Origin of the sequence: Pseudomonas sp. ICMP 561 (assembly GCF_002699985.1) — a bacterium.
Taxonomy (GTDB): Bacteria; Pseudomonadota; Gammaproteobacteria; order Pseudomonadales; family Pseudomonadaceae; genus Aquipseudomonas; species Aquipseudomonas quasicaspiana.
This window is the reverse complement of sequence record NZ_LKBT01000021.1, coordinates 1-19,959: the sequence shown is the minus strand read 5'-3', so window position 1 is coordinate 19,959 and position 19,959 is coordinate 1. Positions and strand designations below refer to the sequence as shown.

Annotated in this window: 14 protein-coding genes; 13 read left to right on the top strand and 1 reads right to left on the bottom strand. The window is 59.0% G+C overall.

Features of this window, described 5'->3' with window-relative positions; genetic code table 11:
* The first annotated feature begins 9 nt into the window (after positions 1–9).
* The 9 genes from treZ to AO242_RS15875 all read left to right on the top strand — a co-directional run bounded on the left by treZ (position 10) and on the right by AO242_RS15875 (position 12,510).
* Entirely contained in the window at positions 10–1,824 is a 1,815-nt protein-coding gene (gene treZ / locus AO242_RS15915) for a malto-oligosyltrehalose trehalohydrolase (RefSeq protein ID WP_099269491.1), read from the top strand.
* Complete coding sequence (gene malQ / locus AO242_RS15910) at positions 1,814–3,892, top strand: 4-alpha-glucanotransferase (protein ID WP_099269490.1); 2,079 nt, start codon at positions 1,814–1,816, stop codon at positions 3,890–3,892. Before treZ ends, malQ begins: the two co-directional genes overlap by 11 nt.
* Positions 3,889–6,669: a malto-oligosyltrehalose synthase gene (locus AO242_RS15905; RefSeq protein WP_099269489.1), complete on the top strand. Its 2,781-nt coding sequence runs from the start codon at positions 3,889–3,891 to the stop codon at positions 6,667–6,669. Before malQ ends, AO242_RS15905 begins: the two co-directional genes overlap by 4 nt.
* A 17-nt stretch (positions 6,670–6,686) precedes the next feature.
* On the top strand, positions 6,687–7,121 hold the full coding sequence (locus AO242_RS15900) for a DUF2934 domain-containing protein (protein ID WP_099269488.1): 435 nt from the start codon (positions 6,687–6,689) through the stop codon (positions 7,119–7,121).
* Between the two features lie 164 nt (positions 7,122–7,285).
* Positions 7,286–9,481, top strand: a complete 2,196-nt coding sequence (glgX, locus tag AO242_RS15895; protein ID WP_027902670.1) for a glycogen debranching protein GlgX — start codon at positions 7,286–7,288, stop codon at positions 9,479–9,481.
* Positions 9,478–10,497 (top strand): acyl-CoA dehydrogenase family protein, encoded by a 1,020-nt coding sequence (locus AO242_RS15890; RefSeq protein ID WP_099269487.1) that lies wholly within the window; start codon positions 9,478–9,480, stop codon positions 10,495–10,497. Before glgX ends, AO242_RS15890 begins: the two co-directional genes overlap by 4 nt.
* The gene (locus tag AO242_RS15885; protein ID WP_099269486.1) at positions 10,494–11,255 is read left to right on the top strand and encodes a PIG-L deacetylase family protein; all 762 of its coding nucleotides are present in this window, start codon (positions 10,494–10,496) and stop codon (positions 11,253–11,255) included. The genes AO242_RS15890 and AO242_RS15885 overlap by 4 nt, the downstream gene beginning before the upstream one ends.
* The gene (locus tag AO242_RS15880) at positions 11,252–11,851 is read left to right on the top strand and encodes a class I SAM-dependent methyltransferase (protein WP_099269485.1); all 600 of its coding nucleotides are present in this window, start codon (positions 11,252–11,254) and stop codon (positions 11,849–11,851) included. Before AO242_RS15885 ends, AO242_RS15880 begins: the two co-directional genes overlap by 4 nt.
* Positions 11,848–12,510 carry a glycosyltransferase gene (locus tag AO242_RS15875; RefSeq protein WP_099269484.1) on the top strand — a complete coding sequence of 221 codons (663 nt, stop codon included), beginning with the start codon at positions 11,848–11,850 and terminating at the stop codon, positions 12,508–12,510. The genes AO242_RS15880 and AO242_RS15875 overlap by 4 nt, the downstream gene beginning before the upstream one ends.
* 3 nt (positions 12,511–12,513) lie before the next feature.
* Here the strand turns inward: AO242_RS15875 and AO242_RS15870 are convergent, their stop codons facing one another.
* Positions 12,514–13,560, bottom strand: coding sequence for an alpha/beta hydrolase family protein (locus AO242_RS15870; RefSeq protein WP_099269483.1), 1,047 nt, complete (start codon positions 13,558–13,560; stop codon positions 12,514–12,516).
* A 331-nt stretch (positions 13,561–13,891) separates the two neighbouring features.
* Here AO242_RS15870 and AO242_RS15865 point away from each other — a divergent pair, with 331 nt between their 5' ends.
* The 4 genes from AO242_RS15865 to AO242_RS15850 all read left to right on the top strand — a co-directional run bounded on the left by AO242_RS15865 (position 13,892) and on the right by AO242_RS15850 (position 19,749).
* On the top strand, positions 13,892–15,055 hold the full coding sequence (locus AO242_RS15865; protein ID WP_099269482.1) for an isovaleryl-CoA dehydrogenase: 1,164 nt from the start codon (positions 13,892–13,894) through the stop codon (positions 15,053–15,055).
* Between the two features lie 299 nt (positions 15,056–15,354).
* Complete coding sequence (locus AO242_RS15860) at positions 15,355–16,962, top strand: carboxyl transferase domain-containing protein (protein WP_099269481.1); 1,608 nt, start codon at positions 15,355–15,357, stop codon at positions 16,960–16,962.
* 13 nt (positions 16,963–16,975) lie between these two features.
* Positions 16,976–17,791: a gamma-carboxygeranoyl-CoA hydratase gene (locus tag AO242_RS15855; protein ID WP_099269480.1), complete on the top strand. Its 816-nt coding sequence runs from the start codon at positions 16,976–16,978 to the stop codon at positions 17,789–17,791.
* Positions 17,788–19,749, top strand: a complete 1,962-nt coding sequence (locus AO242_RS15850) for an acetyl/propionyl/methylcrotonyl-CoA carboxylase subunit alpha (RefSeq protein WP_099269479.1) — start codon at positions 17,788–17,790, stop codon at positions 19,747–19,749. The genes AO242_RS15855 and AO242_RS15850 overlap by 4 nt, the downstream gene beginning before the upstream one ends.
* Positions 19,750–19,959: the final 210 nt, after the last annotated feature.

Genomic DNA, 19,959 nt, shown 5'->3' with positions numbered 1-19,959 from the left:
GGTCAACGGATGCCTCTGCGTACGGACGAGAACTGGCGCCACGGCGCCGTATTACTGGATTCTGGCCACACGCGGTTCGCCCTCTGGGCACCCGACGCCTATTACGTCAGTGTAGAAATCGAGGGTGGCCAGTCTCTGGCCATGCTCCCGCAAAACGAAGGATGGTTTGTACTCGAGGCCCGCTGTCCGGCGGGCACTCGCTACCGGTACAACATCGACGGGGAACTCGAAGTCCCTGATCCTGCCTCCCGCGCCCAATCCTCTGATGTCCACTCACATAGCGTAGTGGTCGATCCCCTCGCTTATGAATGGCAGAACACTGGCTGGCAGGGTCGCCCCTGGTGCGAGGCTGTCATTTACGAATTGCACGTCGGGTCACTGGGCGGCTATGCCGGGGTCGAAGCTCATCTGGAGCGTCTGGCAGCGCTTGGGGTCACAGCCATCGAGCTGATGCCTATCGCGCAATTCCCTGGTGAGCGAAATTGGGGTTACGACGGTGTGTTGCCTTACGCACCACAGTCCTCCTACGGTACACCGGAGCAACTCAAGCACCTGATCGATACTGCCCACGGCCACGGCCTGATGGTGATCCTTGATGTGGTCTACAACCACTTCGGTCCGGACGGCAATTATCTGGGGCGCTACGCCAAAGGATTCTTCCGCAACGATGTGAAGACCCCTTGGGGTGACTCCATTGATTTCCGGCGTCGGGAAGTCCGCGATTTCTTCATCGACAACGCTCTGATGTGGCTGCTTGAATACCGGTTCGACGGTCTGCGGATGGACGCCGTACACGCGATCAAGGACGACACCTTCCTGCAGGAGTTCGCGCAGAGGGTTCGTGAGCAGATCGACGCGCCGCGCCATGTCTGGCTTAACCTGGAGAACGAGTTCAACCAGGCCAGCCTGCTGGAGCAGGGCTACGATGCGCAATGGAACGATGACGGTCACAACACCCTGCACGTGCTGCTGACTGGCGAGACCGATGCGTATTACACCGACTTCGCTCACGAGGCCACCGAGAAGCTGGCGCGCTTGCTCAGCCAAGGCTTTGTCTATCAGGGCGAACCGACTCGCCACGGCCATACCCGCGGCGAATCCAGCGGCCATCTGCCGCCCAGCGCGTTTGTCCTGTTCCTGCAGAACCACGATCAGATTGGCAACCGGGCCTTTGGTGAGCGTCTGCCGCAAATCTGCTCCGCACCTGCGTTGCGGGCGGCCACCGCCTTGTGGCTACTCTCACCGATGATCCCACTGATGTTCATGGGCGATGAATGGGCGGCCAGTGAGCCGTTTCTGTTTTTCACCGATCATCATGGCGAACTGGCCGATGCCGTGCGTGAAGGCCGACGCAGTGAATTTGCCGACTTCGCAGCCTTTGCTGATGAAGAGAAACGCGAACACATTCCCGACCCCAACGATCCGGCAACCTTCGAAGCCTCCAGACCGGCTTTTGATGCGGTGTATCTGGAAACCGACAAAGGCAGCGACCACCGCAACTGGCTTGAGCTCTATCGCCAGCTGTTGGCGCTTCGTCACCAGCACATCGTCCCTCGCCTGCCAGGCAGTCACGCCTTGGGCGCTGAAGTGCTGAGCGAAGGCGCGGTGTCTGCGCGCTGGAGGATGGGCGACGGCGCGTTGCTGCGCATCGATATCAATCTCACTGAACACGCGGTCACCGCCCCTGAATGGAAAAGCGGCAGCGTTGTTTTCGAAACCCTGCCACATGCGGCAGAACTTTCCCGGCGAGGCATCCTCAATCCATACACGGCCATTGTCAGCCTGATAGCAACCGATGTTCTGGAGGAACGGGATGAGCAATGAGCAAATAGAGAGTCTGGCTGCCGAAGCAGGCTTGTCCGTGGACTGGATTGATGCAAACGGAAAGGCGCAAAGGGTCAGCCCTGAAGTGCTGAGCAAGATTCTGGGCTGCCTGGGTTTTCCGGCTGACGACAATCTGCAGATAGACGCCAGCCTGCAACGCCTGAAGCTTGCCCATCACCAACCCACACCTCCGCCTTTGCTGACCGTCGACCATGGCAGCAACCTGGATCTGAGTGCCTGGTTTGAACCGGGCACGCCTTTCGTCCTGCATCTGGAAGACGGCGCCACCATCGACGCCAACCTGACCGCTAATGCCAGCCTGCCCGCCCTGGCTTCAGTGGGCTATCAGCAACTGAACATTGCCGGTCAACACCTGACCATCGCTGTTGCTCCGAAGACTTGCTTCAGCATGGCCATGGCGACCGACAGCCGCGTGCCGCGTGCCTGGGGGCTGACCGTTCAATTGTATGGCCTGCACCGCGAAGGCGACGGCGGTTTTGGCGATACCCAAGCGCTGGAAAGTCTTGCTCGCGCTGCCGGAGAACGTGGTGCTCACGCGCTGGCGATCAGTCCTGTGCACGCGATGTTTGCCAATGACCCGCATCGCTACAGTCCTTACTCGCCCTCCAGCCGCCTGTTTCTCAACAGCCTGTATTGCTCGCCCGGCGCTATTCTGGGTGAGCGCGCGTTGCGCATGGCCATTGAAGAGTCCGGCCTGAGCGATGAGCTCAAACGCCTTGAAGCGCTGCCGTTGGTAGACTGGCCTGCCGCCGCCAGCGCCAAGTGGAAAGTGCTGCGCAAGCTGTATGACGCTTTCAGCGGGAGCGATCATCCGCTGCACGAGGACTTCAACAGCTTCCGCCACAGCGCGGGAGAAGCACTTGAGAATCACTGCCGATTCGAGGCCATCCGCGATGAATGCCCGCGTCTGGGCATGAGCGATAACTGGCATGAATGGCCAGAAGAGTTCAAGAATCCACGCAGTGAGGCCATCGCCCGCTTTGCCGCCAATCACAGCGAGCAGATTGGCTTCTACGCCTTCGCCCAATGGCTGACGGCCCGTGGTCTGGAGCGTGCACAAGTTGCTGCCCGCAGCAGCGGCATGAGTGTAGGGCTTATTGCCGACCTCGCCGTCGGTGCAGATGGCGCGGGCAGTCAGGCATGGAGTCGGCAGGATGAATTGCTCTCCGCGCTCAGCGTCGGTGCGCCGCCGGACATTCTCAACCGTGCCGGACAAAGCTGGGGGATTTCCGCTTTTTCTCCTGAAGGCCTGAAGCGTAATGGTTTCCGTGCGTTCATTGAAATGCTGCGGGCCAACTTCGCCCATGCAGGCGGCCTGCGCATCGACCACATCATGGGCTTGCAACGTCTGTGGGTAGTGCCACTAGGCTCACCCGCCAGCGAAGGTGCCTACCTCAACTATCCGCTGGACGACATGCTCCGGCTGCTGAGCCTTGAATCGTGGCGACACAAAGCGATCGTGCTGGGTGAAGATCTGGGCACTGTTCCTCCCGGCCTGCACGAAAAGCTGGCTGCCCGGGCAATCCTCGGCATGCGCGTGCTGCTGTTTGAACAGAACAACGCGAACTTCAAGCCGATCCTCGACTGGTCCGATCAGGCCCTTGCCACCACCAGCACCCACGACCTGCCGACACTGGCGGGTTGGCTGGCGGAGAACGATATCGCCTGGAACCTGCGTCTGGGCATGGTCAACGAGCAACAAGCGCAAGACTGGAGCGCAGACCGACATCGCGAACGCGAGGGGCTGCGTCAGGTCTTGAGCCAGAACTCCACTAACTTCAGCGACGGACGTCCGGATGCAGAACAAATGATCGACGCCAGCATCCGCTATATCGGCCACACCCGTGCGCCTCTGGTGCTCCTGCCAATGGAAGACGCAATGGGCCTGACCGAGCAGTTCAACCTGCCTGGCGACACGCCGCAACACCCCAACTGGCGCCGCCGTATTCCCGGCGAAAGTTCGACACTGATGGACAACGAAGCCGTTGCACGACGGGTTGAGCTGTTGTGTCAGGCACGCCTGCAAGCTGCGGAGCGTGATCAATGAGCCCGCGCCTGGAAACCCTGCGTGCCACGCAGCGTCTGCAATTTCATAAAGACTTCACCCTGGATGACGCCGTAGCGCTGGTGCCCTACTTCGCCAGCCTGGGTATCAGCCATATCTACGCCTCGCCGCTGCTAAAGGCTCGCGCGGGTTCGATGCATGGTTATGACGTGGTCGATCCGCGGGTCATCAACCCGGAACTCGGTGGTGAACCAGCGCTGCGTCGTCTGGTCAGCGCTCTGCGTGAAAAAGGCATGGGCCTGATTCTGGACATCGTGTCCAATCACATGGCTGTGGGCGGTAACGATAATCCTTGGTGGCTTGATCTGCTCGAGTGGGGACGGCGCAGTCCCTACGCTGACTTCTTCGACATTCAGTGGCACTCGCCGGATCCGTTGCTCAAAGGCCAACTGCTTCTGCCGTTTCTCAGCACTGACTACGGCACTGTATTGCAAGCCGGTGAGATTCCGCTGCGCTTCGACCCCGACCATGGCGTTTTCTACATCGAGCATTACCAGCACCATTTCCCTATCAACCCTGGTACTTACGGGCCATTGCTTGAATCCGATGAGAATCCGCTTCTGGACGAATTGAGCAAGCGCTTTGCCGCACTTGATCAATTCCCGCAGGCATGGGAACGAGCCAGACAAGCCCGCGCCGAACTGGTCGAGCTGGTTAAAGACAAATCGATCATGAAAGCCATTGAGCTGGCGATGCAGCGCTACGACTCGACTACACCCGAAGGCTTCGATCGGCTGCATCACTTGCTGGAGGCCCAGCATTACCGTCTGGCTAGCTGGCGCACCGCAGGCGACGATATCAACTGGCGGCGCTTCTTCGACATCAACGAACTGGGTGGCTTGCGAGTCGAGCGCTCCAATGTATTTGAAGCTACCCACGGCAAGATCTTTGAGCTGATCAGCGAAGGTCTGGTGGACGGTTTACGCATCGACCACATTGACGGCCTGGCAGATCCACGCGGCTACTGCCGGAAACTGCGCCGCCGGGTCAACACCCTGCTCGCTGCACGTCCTGCGGGCACCGAACTGGCGCATTTACCAATCTTCGTCGAGAAGATCCTTGGCCCTGATGAATCGTTGCGTCAAGACTGGGGTGTCGATGGCACCACCGGTTATGAATTCATGAATCAGGTGTCGCTGCTGCAACATGACCCCAAGGGTCAGGAGCCTCTGGCCGAGCTGTGGAGCCGCATCAGTGAACGCACCGCTGACTTTGATCAGGAAGTGCTTGAAGCACGTGATCTGGTGCTGCACGGTACTCTGGCGGGTGACTTTGAAAACGTCGCGCAATCCTTGCTGCAAGTAGCACGCAGTGACCTGATGAGCCGCGACCTGACGCTGGGGGCGATTCGCCGGGCCTTGCTGGCGCTGGTGGTGAACTTCCCGATTTATCGGACCTACATCAGCGTGTGCGGGCGCTCTGCGGAAGATGAGCGTTTCTTCCAGCAAGCCATGCAAGGCGCACGCACCATGCTCAGCGAAGCTGACTGGCAAGTGCTGGATTACTTGCAGCGCTGGCTGGGTGGAGAGTCCTGGCGCAAGTTGCCACGGGGCAAGCAACGCAAGTTGAACAAAAACGCCTGTGTGCGCTTCCAGCAACTCACCTCGCCGGTGGCCGCCAAGTCTGTGGAAGACACCTCGTTCTATCGCAGCGCAGTATTGCTGTCGCGCAACGACGTAGGCTTTCATCCGCAGCACTTCAGCGCGCCGGTTCAGGATTTTCACGATGCTTGCCTGGCTCGCATCAAAGCCTTCCCGGACAACCTGCTGACCACCGCGACTCACGACCACAAGCGCGGTGAAGACACCCGCACTCGTCTCGCCGTGCTCAGCGAATGCGCCGGTTGGTACGGCGAGCAGGTGGAGCGCTGGCGCCAGTTGGCGGTACCGCTCAAAGGCGAAGAAAACCCGATCAGCCCTGGCGATGAGCTGATGCTGTATCAGGCCATGCTGGGCAGCTGGCCGCTGGACATGCAGGAGGATGAGTTCGAAAACTACGCAGAGCGCCTCATCAAGTGGCAGGAAAAGGCCCTGCGTGAAGCCAAACTGCAGAGCAGCTGGAGCGCGGCCAATGAACCGTATGAGCGCGCATGCCGGGAGTTCCTGCAGAACATCCTGCTCAGCCCTCAGGGGCTCGCGTTGCGTCAGTCGCTAGGCGCCACCGCTAACCGCATTGCTACCAACGGTGCATTGAACAGCCTGGCGCAAACCTTGCTTCGTATGACCGCGCCTGGCGTTCCTGATTTGTATCAGGGCACCGAGTACTGGGACTTCACTCTGGTCGATCCGGACAACCGCCGCCCTGTTGATTACGCAGATCGGCAGGACGCGCTGAGTCAGGCGTCCACTGTCAGCGACCTGCTGGGCTCCTGGCAGAACGGCCGGATCAAGCAAGCGCTTATCCATCAGGTGTTGAACCTGCGGGCCGGGCACTCCGAGCTGTTCAGTCGCGGCGACTATGTGCCGCTGGAGGTGCTAGGCACCCATGCTGACAAGGTGATGGCATTTGCCCGTGTTCTTGATGCAGAACAGGCTATCGTTGTGGTGCCACGCTTGTGCAATGAACTATTGGGTACTGCCCAAACTCCATTCATCAATGCAGAAAATTGGGGGGACACGCGGGTCGTTCTACCGTTCGCGGATGCAAATCGAAGTTGGAAGGGACTTTTTTCAGACGCCGTAGTCACAACTGACAAGGAGTTGCTGCTCAGCGCAGCACTCGAGGAATTTTCTGTAAACCTGTTTATTCAGACTAAGTAAAACCTGGGAGTGTCGAGATGAGTGCCGACGAAAAGCGAATTCGCGAGTTTGCGTATCAGATATGGGAGTCGGAAGGTAAACCTTCCGGCCAGGACGCACGTCATTGGGAAATGGCTCGCAAGCTGGCTAAAGCTGAAGCACTGGCTCCGGATAAATCCACCGCCCGCAAGGCAACCAAGCCGAAGCTGCCAAAGGTTGAAGCCAAGCCGGCGGCTGATAAAGCCAAGCCTGCTACGGCAAAGTCCGCTCCGAAAGCTGCCCCAAAACCGGCCAGCAAGCCAGCGGCGGCACCTGCCGCTAAACCGGCTGCCAAGCCCGCAAGCAAGCCGGCTGCCGTAAAGAGCAAACCGGCTCCAACGGCGACCCAGGCCGAACAGCCTGCAAAGCCAGCCCCTAAAAAACCAGCAGCCAAGCCAGCAGCAAAAAAACCGGGCAAACCATCAGCGCCTTGATTCCTCCAAAGCGCCGCACCAACTCCGTACCGCAGGTATCACGTTCTTAACCGTCGTGACCTGCGGTAACCCAACATTTTTTACTTCGACTTTTTTGTTGAAGCGCTCTCGCTTCGACCGCGGTTTCGGCCGCCCCGAAAAACACCAGCCGTCAGGAACGCACAATGAACACGCAGTCCAAAACCTCAAAGAAAGACAGTCCACAAGGTGCATCCGCCAAGGCCGATCAAGTCGAAGCCAGCGTGTCACGTATTCGTGAAGGCCTTCCCTTCCCTCTCGGCGCCAGCTGGGACGGTCTGGGCGTCAACTTTGCGATCTTCTCGGCCAACGCTACCAAGGTTGAGCTTTGCCTGTTTGATTCCACTGGCGAAGTTGAACTTGAACGCATCGAGTTGCCGGAATACACCGACGAGATTTACCACGGTTATCTGCCTGACGCCCACCCGGGGCTGATCTACGGCTACCGTGTCTACGGTCCATATGACCCAAAAAATGGCCATCGCTTCAACCACAACAAACTGCTGATTGACCCGTACGCCAAACAATTGGTTGGCGAACTGAAATGGTCCGAAGCGTTGTTTGGCTACACCATCGGCCACCCGGATGGCGACCTCAGCTTTGACGAACGCGACAGCGCGCCGTTCGTGCCGAAAAGCAAAGTCATCGACCCCGCCTACACCTGGGGTCGTGACCAGCAGATCAGTGTGCCGTGGGACAAGACCATCCTGTATGAAACTCATACCCGTGGTTTCACCATGCGTCATCCGTCGGTGCCGGACGAACTCAAAGGTACGTTTTCCGGTTTGATGGTTGCTGATGTGATCGATCACATCCGCAAGCTGGGTGTGACCTCCGTCGAGTTATTGCCGATTCACGCTTTCGTCAACGATCAGCATCTGTTGCAGAAAGGCATGACCAACTACTGGGGTTACAACAGTATTGCGTTCTTTGCCCCTGATCCGCGCTACCTCGCTCACGGCAAAATTGCCGAGTTCAAGGAAATGGTTGCGCACATGCACCATGCCGGGCTGGAAGTCATCCTCGACGTGGTTTACAACCACACCGCGGAAGGCAACGAACTCGGCCCGACCCTGTCCATGCGCGGCATCGACAACGCCTCGTACTATCGTTTGATGCCTGACGACAAACGGTTTTACATCAACGATTCCGGCACCGGCAACACGCTGGATCTGAGCCACCCTTGCGTGCTGCAAATGGTTACCGACTCCCTGCGTTACTGGGCTTCGGAAATGCACGTCGACGGTTTCCGCTTCGACCTGGCAACCATTCTCGGCCGTTACCACGATGGCTTTGACGAGCGTCACAGCTTCCTCGTGGCTTGCCGCCAGGATCCGGTCCTGCGTCAGGTGAAACTGATTGCCGAGCCGTGGGACTGTGGTCCAGGCGGCTATCAGGTCGGTGGTTTCCCACCAGGCTGGATGGAGTGGAACGACAAGTTCCGCGACACCGTGCGCGCATTCTGGAAAGGCGATGAAGGTCAGCTGGCGGATTTCGCCGGGCGCATGACTGCGTCGGGCAACATGTTCAACCAGCGCGGTCGCAGGCCTCAGGCGTCGGTGAACTTTATCACCGCTCACGACGGCTTCACCTTGCATGACCTTGTCTCCTACAACGACAAGCACAACGAAGCCAACGACGAAAACAATCAGGACGGCAGCAACAACAACCTGTCCTGGAACCACGGCGTGGAAGGCCCGACAGAAGATCCCGAAATCAACGCGTTGCGCTTGCGCCAGATGCGTAACTTCTTCGCAACCTTGCTGCTGGCCCAGGGTACGCCGATGGTGGTTGCCGGTGACGAGTTCGCCCGCACCCAGCACGGTAATAACAACGCCTACTGCCAGGACAGTGAGATTGGCTGGGTAAACTGGGATCTGGACGAAGACGGCAAGTCACTGCTCAAGTTCGTCAAGCGCCTGATCAAGCTTCGTCTGACTTATCCGATCCTGCGTCGTAGTCGCTTCCTGGTAGGCGATTACAACGAAGAAATCGGCGTCAAGGATGTCACCTGGCTGTCGCCGGATGGCAACGAGATGGGCATCGAGCAATGGGAAGACGCACACGCCCGTTGCCTGGGCATGTTGATGGACGGCCGTGCCCAAGAGACCGGCATCCGTCGGCCTGGCGCTGACGCGACCTTGCTGCTGGTAGTCAACTCGCACCATGACGGGGTCAACTTCACCCTGCCACAAGTGCCTGAAGGCGAGCACTGGACCTGCCTGGTCGATACCAATCAGCCAGACATGAAAGCCAGTGAGCAATTTGGTTTTGGTGATCACTACACCGTCACTGCTCGCTCACTGCTGCTGTTCGAACTGCAGCACGATGAAAACGCATGAGTCAGGCGCTCAGTGAGTTCCTCGACTGGCGCAAGCACGGCTATGCCGATACGCGAGCGCTGGGCGAATGCTTGCAGGCGCTGATTGACGAAGGGCTGGATCAGCTCCCCTTTCCTGCCAGCGGCCAGATACTTGAGCGCTGGCAAGGACTGGCCTGCGTTGCCGGGCATGATCTGGGGTTGTGCAAATTGTATGAAGGCCACACCGATGCGTTGGCCATCATGCATGAGGTGGGTGTCAACGCACCGGAAGCCGGGACCAGTTGGGGCATGTGGGCGGCCGAGCCGCCCCAGGCCAGGGTTAGCGTGCAGCGCAAAGGCGATAACCTGCACATCAGCGGTCGAAAAGCCTGGTGTTCGGGCGCGGCGGTACTCAGCCACGCATTGATGACTGCCTGGGACGAAGATGATCAGCAACAGCTGGTCGCCGTCGATCTCAGGCAACCCGGTGTCAGCATTACTCAGGAAGGTTGGCGTGCCGTGGGCATGGGCGCAACTGGCAGCGTTGAGGTGGTGTTCAAAAGCGCTCTAGGCGTCGCCATCGGTAAACCCGGTGATTATCTGGCCAGACCCGGATTTTGGCAGGGTGGCATCGGCATCGCAGCTTGCTGGTACGGGGCGTCCACAGCTCTGGCCCAGCGCCTGTTGCAACAAGGCTGCAAATCACAAGAGCCACACACCATGGCCCATTTGGGCGCGGTGGATGTGGCAATGCACAGTTCCTGGGCAGCCCTGCAACACGCGGCCCACCGTATCAATAAAACACCCATCGCCGACGCACAGGTGTTAGCGCGTCGCAGCCGAGCAGTGATCGAACACAATGTCGAGCAGGTGATTCTGCATGTGGGCCGCGCCTTGGGCGCAGGCCCTTACTGCAAAGATGCGCATTTCGCGCGGATGATCGCTGACCTCCCGGTTTTCCTGCGCCAGAGTCACGCCGAGCGTGACCTGGCAGCCTTGGGTGATCTGACAGCCCGGCAGGCTGTGATCACGCCATCACGGATGTGGCAACTATGACTGACCATAACCCCATCGTCGGCAGCGGTACTTCGCTTCAGGCCTGGAACGGATCGAAAAAACTCGCGCAGCTCGCGGCAATCAGCGCCGATGAGCTGGTTCCGCCCAACTCACGCGCGGTGATTATCGCACCTCACCCTGACGATGAAGTACTCGGTTGCGGCGGCCTGATGCATCAACTGGCGCAACTGGGTCGACCACTGAAACTCATTTCGGTCACCGACGGCAGCGCCAGCCATCCCGGCTCGTCCACCTGGCCGGCCGAGCGGCTCAGTGTGATTCGCCCCCAGGAAAGCGCTGAAGCCTTGCGCCGCCTCGACCTGCCCATGCACAGCCTGCAATGGATACGGGGTGGTTTCGCTGACACCTCCGTGGCCCAACAGGAAGATCAACTGACGGCTTTTATCGAGCGCTACCTTGAGCCAACGGACGTGGTGTTTACCACGTGGGCCAACGATGGGCACAGCGATCATGAAGCAGTTGGTCGCGCCAGCGCACGTGCTGCCCACGCCGTTGGCGCACATTTGCACGAGGTGCCGATCTGGGCGTGGCACTGGGCTTCGCCTGAAGATGACCGCTTGCCTTGGGAGCGTGCGCGCAAGATCCTCCTGGAACCCGCCGATATCGCGCGTAAACGTCATGCGGCTCATGCATTTGCCAGTCAACTGGAAGGCGATCCCCGGATCGGTCTGCCACCGGTATTGGCCGCGGATGTGCTGGAGCGTTTGATGCAGCCGTTTGAGGTGGTTTTTCTGTGAGTGTCGATGACAGCTACTTCGAACGACTTTTTCAGGAAAGCGACGACCCGTGGGCGTTCAAGAAACGCTGGTACGAACGCCGCAAGCGGGCGTTGACTCTAGCCGCCCTGCCCCGTGAGCGTTACGCGTCGGTATTTGAACCTGGCTGTGCGAATGGCGAGCTCAGCGCGGATCTGGCCACGCGCTGCGATCGATTGCTGGTCTGCGATACCAACCGTTCGGCGGTTGAACTGGCACGTCAGAGGCTCGCGACGTTCACACAGGTAGAAGTCATGCATGGGCGTCTGCCTGAGCAATGGCCAGACGGCCGGTTTGATCTGATCGTGTTCAGCGAACTGGGCTATTACCTGGACGAGCAGGACCTCAATAGCTGGATTGATCGCGCTCTGGCGTCGCTGACAGATGATGGACAAGTACTTGCCTGTCACTGGCGACCACAGATTGATGGCTGCCCTATGGATGCGCAAAAGGTCCACGCGATCCTTGCGGCACGCCTGGAAATGCCCCGGATTTTCAGTCATGAAGAGGCAGATTTTTTCCTCGATGTCTGGAGCCGTGATGAAAGATCCGTCGCAGAAAGGGAGAACCTACGATGATTGGCGTGCTCATACCGGTTCACAACGAAGAACTGTTGCTCGGTCAGTGCCTTGAAACCCTGTTACGTGCGAGTAGGCATACCGCATTGGCTGCCGAGCGGGTTGTCATTCTAGTGGTGCTGGACAGTTGCACTGATGCTTCGGCGAGCATTGCGCGGCAGTATGGCGTGGACACTGTCGAGGTCAATGTACGCAACGTGGGTCAGGCGCGGGCTGCAGGCGCAGCACTGTTACTGGAACAAGGTGCCCGCTGGATTGCCTGCACCGATGGCGACAGCACGGTGGCCGAGGATTGGTTGGTAGAACAACTGGCGCTGGACGCCGATGCCGTCTGCGGGACAGTAACGCCTGGCGTCTGGCAGGACGGAATTCCCGTTGAAGCGCAGATTCGCTATCAACAGCATTATCAGCATCGTGACGGTCATCGCCACGTTCACGGGGCCAATATGGGCATCAGCGCGGCGGCTTATCGTCTGGCAGGTGGCTTCCCGCCGCTGGCTTGCCATGAAGACGTTCAGTTGATTCGGCAACTGGAGTTGAACGGGGCTCGTATCGCCTGGAGCTGCCGACCTCGCGTGACCACCAGCACCCGGCTGGAAGCACGTGCAGCGGGTGGTTTTGCCGATTTCCTGCGTTCGCTGACGGCGACAACCGGCTGATCATCAGGGTTGTTCATGATGGGCTGTTTGCATTCCCCCGGCGCCCAACTCCGGCATGCCCAGCGCATTCTCGAAAAAACGCACGGCCTCGGCACTCAGGTTGCGATGAATGTCTTCCCGGTCGACACCTTCACGGTCATTGCACATGACCGGTGAGGTCGCCCTCAACTCATCGCTGCAGGGTGCCATGAACACGAAATGCCCTGCCCCCGCCAATAACTTGTAGTCCGGCGTCTGCGGCAGCTTGCGCGCCAGTGCTTCGGCATTCTGGTCAACGGCCAGCAGTTCGTCACCATCGCCGCTGTACAACAATACCGGGACGTGAACGTCCGCCAGAGTATGGCGGCCAAACATCAGTGTCAGCGGTGCCATCAACATCAATGCGCCAACCCTTGGATCAGCTTGTGCGTGCAGATCATCTCGATCTAGCAGCAATTCGCCTCCGGTCTTGCAGGCATCCCGATCATCAGGGCGTTTGGTGCAATACGTTTTCAGGCGCTGCAGATCAGGTTCCGCACCGGCCAGGATCAAAGCTGTTTCGCCCCCTGCCGAATAGCCAATGACGCCCACTTGATCGGCGCGGATATAGGGCGCAAGCGACGGATCAAGCAGTGCAGTGCTGATTGCTTCGGAGATTTGCAGGGGTCGGCCATACAGATTGCTGACGCTGCCCAGTCGGCTGTGGTCAAGGTTGTTATCGCCGGGATGAATCACCGCAACCACGACAAAACCCTGCCTGGCCAGTGAAGTGGCCAGGTCATGCAGCGCGAGCGGCGTACCGGTATTGCCATGGGAGAGCAATACCAAAGGAAAACGTCCCAGGGCTATCGGCGCTTCGAGCGCAGCATCAACGGTGTAGCCCTGAATAGTGCTGGTTTGCTCCACTGCCGTAGAAGGATAAAAGGCAATGGCCTGCATCGGCTGGGAGTCCAGCGGATCGGGGAAGCTGAGGCGGTGGTAGCCGACACTCCAGTCGTCGTCGGCCAAGGCCTGCACCGAAATCAGGCTTTGGGTCAGGCACACCAGCAATAATGCACAGATACGTACCATCGTGCGATCCAACCTATGCAGGTCCGAAAGTAATCCATCCAGCGGTATCAACCGGTCTGGAGCGAGCTTCATGCTCTGCCGTGAACTCGTGTAACGAATTCTGTTAACAAACCATTAACAAACCCTGGTAACAACTGCTTACAGGTATCAGAGTCGCGACTTTGAAATTAGTGCACAACCCACGCCAAAATTTGGCGAAAACTTTATGGGTGATGCATTCCTACACCTACAGCATGACTTTAAACCTGCTCATTGACACATCTCCACCTCAAGGCTTACGTTAACGTAAAGGTCATAGCGACTCATCCAAAAATAACAAGGAACGCTAACCATGAGTTACCCCAGCCTGAACTTCGCTCTGGGCGAAACCATTGATATTTTGCGCGACCAGGTGCAATCGTTTGTGGCTGCCGAAATCGCCCCACGCGCTGCGCAGATTGATAAAGACAACCTGTTCCCTGCAGACTTGTGGCGCAAGTTTGGCGACATGGGGCTGCTCGGGATCACGGTCGCTGAAGAGTACGGGGGCGCTGGACTGGGTTATCTGGCCCACGTCGTGGTCATGGAAGAAATCAGTCGCGGCTCTGCGTCTGTTGCGCTGTCTTACGGCGCGCATTCGAATCTGTGTGTGAATCAGATCAATCGCAATGGCACTGACGCGCAGAAAGCGAAATACCTGCCCTCCCTCATCAGCGGGGAGCATGTCGGGGCGCTGGCCATGAGTGAACCCAACGCCGGCTCAGACGTGGTTTCGATGAAACTTCGAGCCGAAAAACGCGGCGACCGCTTCGTCCTCAATGGCAGCAAGACCTGGATCACCAACGGTCCGGATGCGAATACGTATGTGATCTACGCCAAGACCGACCTTGAAAAGGCGGCTCATGGCATCAGCGCGTTTATCGTCGAGCGGGACTGGAAAGGTTTTTCCCGCGGCAGCAAGTTCGACAAGCTGGGTATGCGCGGTTCGAACACCTGTGAATTGTTCTTTGACGATGTGGAAGTCCCGGAGGAGAACCTGCTGGGGGCGCTGAATGGTGGCGTGAAGGTCTTGATGAGCGGCCTGGATTACGAGCGTGTCGTGCTGTCGGGAGGACCAACCGGAATCATGCAAGCGTGTATGGACGTGGTCGTACCCTACATCCATGACCGTAAACAGTTCGGCCAGAGCATCGGCGAGTTCCAGTTGATTCAAGGCAAGATCGCCGACATGTACACCCAGCTCAACGCCAGCCGCGCTTATCTGTACGCCGTGGCTCAAGCCTGCGAACGTGGCGAGACCACACGCAAGGATGCGGCCGGGATCATCCTCTACAGCGCCGAGCGCGCTACGCAGATGGCTCTGGAAACGATCCAGATTCTGGGCGGTAACGGCTACATCAACGAATTCCCGGCCGGACGACTGCTGCGCGACGCCAAGCTTTACGAAATTGGCGCAGGCACCAGTGAAATCCGGCGGATGTTGATTGGGCGGGAATTGTTTAATGAGTCGAGATGATGTGACCCACAGGCGACGAAAACCCAACTGATTCACACCAATCCCTGTGGGAGATTCTATGTTTGCCTGCAAGCGAGTTCTTGATCTTGTAGGACCGGCTTTAGCCGGGAGAGCGGTATGTCGCCAAAGAAAATTTAGCGAACATTCGGACTTCCTCCCGGCTAAAGCGGAACGCCGCCCGGCCGGTCCTACGGAATAGCGCGGTCTATGTGGGAGCGAGGCTTGCCCGCGATGCAGGAGACGAAAGTGGCAGACGCACCGCGGAATCTTTTATAGCGCGCAAAAAACCCGGAGTAGCCATGACCACCCTCCAGACCCGCATCAACACCCGCTCCACCGAATTCGCCACCAACAGCGCTACCTTGCTGGAACAGGTCAACGCACTGCGTAACCTGCTCGCGAAAATCCAGCAAGGTGGCGGACCAAAAGCTCAGGAGCGTCACACCTCTCGGGGCAAACTACTGCCACGGGATCGCATCAATCGCCTGCTCGACAGCGGATCGCCGTTTCTTGAAATCGGTCAACTGGCCGCTTTGCATGTGTATGACGAAGATGTGCCCGCTGCCGGAGTGATCGCCGGGATCGGCCGCGTGGAAGGCGTGGAATGCATGATTATCGCCAACGACGCCACGGTCAAAGGCGGTTCGTATTACCCCCTCACGGTCAAAAAGCACCTGCGGGCTCAGACCATCGCCCAGCAGAATCGCCTGCCGTGTATTTATCTGGTCGACTCAGGCGGTGCCAATCTGCCGCGACAGGATGAGGTGTTTCCGGATCGCGAGCACTTCGGGCGGATCTTCTTCAATCAGGCCAACATGAGCGCGCTGGGAATCCCGCAGATCGCCGTCGTCATGGGCTCCTGCACTGCCGGTGGCGCCTATGTACCCGCCATGGCAGACGAAGCGATCATGGTTCGTCAACAGGCGACCATCTTTCTCGCCGGACCTCCTTTGGTCAAAGCAGCGACAGGCGAAGTGGTCAGCGCTGAAGACCTGGGAGGTGCGGACGTGCATTGCCGCACCTCGGGGGTTGCAGACCATTACGCCGAAAACGATGAACACGCACTGGAGCTGGCACGCCGCAGCATCGCCAACCTTAACTGGCACAAACTCGGCACTTTGAATAACGCAGCCCCCATTGCTCCGCTGTACGCCGCTGACGAGCTGTATGGCGTCATCCCTGCTGATGCCAAACAACCTTTTGATGTCCGCGAAGTCATTGCCCGCCTGGTGGACGGCTCGGTGTTCGACGAATTCAAGGCACTATTCGGCACCACCCTGGTGTGTGGCTTCGCAAGGCTGCATGGCTATCCCGTCGCGATCCTCGCCAATAACGGCATCCTGTTCGCCGAAGCAGCACAGAAAGGCGCGCACTTCATCGAACTGGCCTGCCAGCGCGGGATTCCGTTGCTGTTTCTGCAGAACATCACCGGCTTCATGGTCGGACAGAAATACGAGGCCGGCGGCATCGCCAAGCACGGTGCAAAGCTCGTGACAGCGGTGGCCTGCGCCAAAGTCCCGAAATTCACCGTGATCATTGGCGGCAGCTTTGGTGCGGGTAATTACGGGATGTGTGGACGCGCATACGACCCCCGCTTCCTGTGGATGTGGCCCAACGCGCGGATCGGTGTCATGGGTGGCGAGCAGGCCGCTGGCGTCTTGGTCCAGGTCAAACGCGAACAGGCCGAGCGCAGCGGCGAACCGTTCAGTGCCAGCCAGGAAGCGGCCATCAAACAGCCGATTCTCGACCAGTATGAACATCAAGGGCATCCGTATTACTCCAGCGCCCGGCTATGGGATGACGGCGTGATCGATCCAGCACAAACCCGGGACATCCTCGGTCTCGCCCTCTCCGCCTCGCTGAATGCGCCTATCGAACCGACGACCTTCGGTCTGTTCCGCATGTGATCAGGAAACCCTCATGACTGACTTTCAAACCGTCGAACTGCTGCGAGATCCCCAAGGCTACGCCACGCTCTGGCTGAATCGGCCTGAGAAAAACAACGCGTTCAACGCGCAAATGATCCGCGAGCTGATCCTCGCGCTGGATGCAGTTCAGGCTGATGCCAGCCTGCGCTTCCTCCTTATACGCGGCCGCGGCAAGCACTTTAGCGCGGGGGCGGACCTGGCCTGGATGCAGCAAGCAGCCGATCTGGACTACAACACCAACCTGGACGATGCCCGCGAACTGGCCGAGTTGATGTACAACCTCGCCAAACTGAAGATTCCGACATTGGCGGTAGTACAGGGCGCAGCATTCGGCGGCGCGCTGGGTCTGATCAGTTGCTGCGACATGGCCATTGGCGCCACAAACGCTCAGTTTTGTCTATCAGAAGTGCGCATCGGCCTGGCACCGGCGGTGATCAGTCCATTCGTGGTTCAGGCCATCGGCGAACGCGCAGCCCGCCGCTATGCACTGACCGCCGAACGCTTTGACGGTGTGCGTGCCCGGGAAATCGACCTCATTGCCGAGTGTTATCCGCCGCAGGAACTTGAGCAACAAGTGGAGACCTGGACCGGCAATCTGCTGCTGAACAGCCCCCAGGCCATGCGAGCCAGCAAAGACTTGCTGCGCGAAGTGGGCAATGGTGCACTGACGCCGGCCCTGCGTCGCTATTGCGAAAACGCTATCGCCCGGATTCGCACCAGCCCTGAAGGTCAGGAAGGTCTGCGCGCCTTTCTGGACAAGCGTCCACCCGCCTGGCAGACCGAGCAGCCCAAGGAGCCACGCCCATGAGCGCTTCCCCTCTAACGACTGTATTGATTGCCAACCGTGGCGAAATTGCCTGCCGCATCATGCGCACCGCGAAAAACCTGGGGCTGACCACCGTCGCTGTTCACAGCGAAACAGACAGACACGCCCGCCACACTCGGGAAGCAGACATTAAGGTCAACCTGGGGGGCAGCAAAGCCGCCGACAGCTACCTGCAGATATCCAGACTAATCGCCGCAGCACTCGCCAGTGGCGCTCAGGCGATTCACCCCGGTTACGGTTTCCTCTCCGAAAATGCCGAATTTGCTCGCGCCGTTGAAAGCGCCGGCCTGATCTTCCTCGGCCCGCCCGCCTCCGCCATCGACGCCATGGGCAGCAAGTCCGCGGCCAAATCGTTGATGGAACAAGCTGGTGTGCCGCTGGTACCGGGTTACCACGGCGAGGCTCAGGATCTGGCGACCTTTCGCGATGCAGCCGAGCAGATTGGTTACCCGGTACTGCTCAAGGCAACTGCGGGCGGGGGCGGTAAAGGCATGAAGGTTGTCGAGCGTGTCGAAGATCTGGCCGACGCACTGGCCTCGGCGCAGCGCGAAGCCGCGTCATCCTTTGGCGACTCGCGCATGCTGGTCGAGAAATACCTGCTCAAACCTCGCCATGTGGAGATTCAGGTGTTTGCTGATCAGCACGGTCATTGCCTGTACCTCAACGAACGCGACTGCTCGATCCAGCGTCGTCATCAGAAAGTCGTCGAGGAAGCGCCCGCGCCGGGCCTGAGTCCGCAGTTACGCAAGGCCATGGGCGAAGCTGCGGTTAAAGCGGCGCAGAGCATTGGTTATGTCGGCGCGGGAACTGTGGAGTTTCTGCTCGATGCCCGAGGCGAGTTTTTCTTTATGGAGATGAACACCCGCTTGCAGGTTGAACATCCTGTGACCGAAGCCATTACCGGTCTGGACCTTGTGGAATGGCAATTGCGAGTCGCACAGGGCCAAGCGCTGCCGATGACTCAGGAGCAAGTGCCTTTGATGGGCCACGCCATCGAAGTGCGGTTGTACGCTGAAGATCCAGACAATGAATTCCTGCCCGCTACCGGGACGCTGGCGCTTTATCGCGAAAGCTCGCAGGGCGCAGGGCGCAGGGTCGACAGTGGCGTGGCGCAGGGCGACAGCATCTCACCGTTTTACGATCCCATGCTCGGCAAGCTGATTGCCTGGGGGGAAGACCGCGAGCAAGCCCGTTTGCGTCTCCTGGCGATGCTCGATGAGTTCGTTGTGGGTGGGGTCAAAACCAACCTGCCGTTTCTGCGACGCATCATCGGCCACCCGGCATTTGCTGCTGCCGAACTGGATACTGACTTCATTCCGCGCCATCAGGCGCAACTGTTGCCGCCGCCTACTCCATTGTCGGAAGAGTTCTGGCAAGCGGCCGCTGCTGCGTTCAGTCAGAGCGAGCCTGCCCGCGTGCGTCAGGATGATGCCCACTCACCCTGGTCGTCGATGCAGGGCCTGCGCTTTGGCATGCCCAGTGAAGTGGATCTGCACCTGGCCTGCGATGATCGGGAGCAAGTCATCAAACTGTACGATGACAGCGCAGCGTCATTTCAATTGATTGGCGATCAGTTATTGATTGAGCGAAACGGCGTGCGTCAGCAACACCTGGCGCTGCGTCGCGACGACACCCTGTTCCTGAAATGGGCAGGTAACCTGCATGCTGTCAAACGCTTCAATCCCATCACAGCAGCAGACGCCAGCCACGCCCCTCAAGGCGGACTGACCGCGCCCATGAATGGCAGCATCGTGCGGGTTCTGGTCGAAGCTGGCCAGAACGTTGAAGCGGGTACGCTACTGGTGGTGCTGGAAGCCATGAAAATGGAACACAGCATCCGCGCTGACAAGGCCGGAGTCGTTACTGGCGTGCATTGCAGCGAAGGAGAGATGGTCAACGAGGGAGTGGTCTTAGTGGCAATTGAAGTGCTGGCTGAGTGACGATGCCGGAAGACCGTCCTCCAGGCTGAAGCCGGTCCTTCGAGAACCTGTGGGAGCTGGGCTTGCCGCGACAAGGACAACTCGGTTCACCTGCAACACCGCAGGGTCTGCATCGCGGGCAAGCCTGAACTGGCTTAATGATCCCGGACACCTCTTAAGGGCGATATGATTCGCCCAATCAGGAGGTTCCATGCAAGAGCGAAAGACCTA

Excerpts from the sequence above, each read along its gene's own strand:
- AO242_RS15870 (WP_099269483.1), bottom strand. The coding sequence starts at position 13,560 with ATGGTACGTATCTGTGCATTATTGCTGGTGTGCCTGACCCAAAGCCTG.
- AO242_RS15860 (WP_099269481.1), top strand. The coding sequence starts at position 15,355 with ATGACCACCCTCCAGACCCGCATCAACACCCGCTCCACCGAATTCGCC.
- glgX (WP_027902670.1), top strand. The coding sequence starts at position 7,286 with ATGAACACGCAGTCCAAAACCTCAAAGAAAGACAGTCCACAAGGTGCA.
- AO242_RS15855 (WP_099269480.1), top strand. The coding sequence starts at position 16,976 with ATGACTGACTTTCAAACCGTCGAACTGCTGCGAGATCCCCAAGGCTAC.
- AO242_RS15890 (WP_099269487.1), top strand. The coding sequence starts at position 9,478 with ATGAGTCAGGCGCTCAGTGAGTTCCTCGACTGGCGCAAGCACGGCTAT.
- malQ (WP_099269490.1), top strand. The coding sequence starts at position 1,814 with ATGAGCAATGAGCAAATAGAGAGTCTGGCTGCCGAAGCAGGCTTGTCC.
- AO242_RS15885 (WP_099269486.1), top strand. The coding sequence starts at position 10,494 with ATGACTGACCATAACCCCATCGTCGGCAGCGGTACTTCGCTTCAGGCC.
- AO242_RS15865 (WP_099269482.1), top strand. The coding sequence starts at position 13,892 with ATGAGTTACCCCAGCCTGAACTTCGCTCTGGGCGAAACCATTGATATT.
- AO242_RS15905 (WP_099269489.1), top strand. The coding sequence starts at position 3,889 with ATGAGCCCGCGCCTGGAAACCCTGCGTGCCACGCAGCGTCTGCAATTT.
- AO242_RS15900 (WP_099269488.1), top strand. The coding sequence starts at position 6,687 with ATGAGTGCCGACGAAAAGCGAATTCGCGAGTTTGCGTATCAGATATGG.
- AO242_RS15875 (WP_099269484.1), top strand. The coding sequence starts at position 11,848 with ATGATTGGCGTGCTCATACCGGTTCACAACGAAGAACTGTTGCTCGGT.
- AO242_RS15850 (WP_099269479.1), top strand. The coding sequence starts at position 17,788 with ATGAGCGCTTCCCCTCTAACGACTGTATTGATTGCCAACCGTGGCGAA.
- treZ (WP_099269491.1), top strand. The coding sequence starts at position 10 with ATGCCTCTGCGTACGGACGAGAACTGGCGCCACGGCGCCGTATTACTG.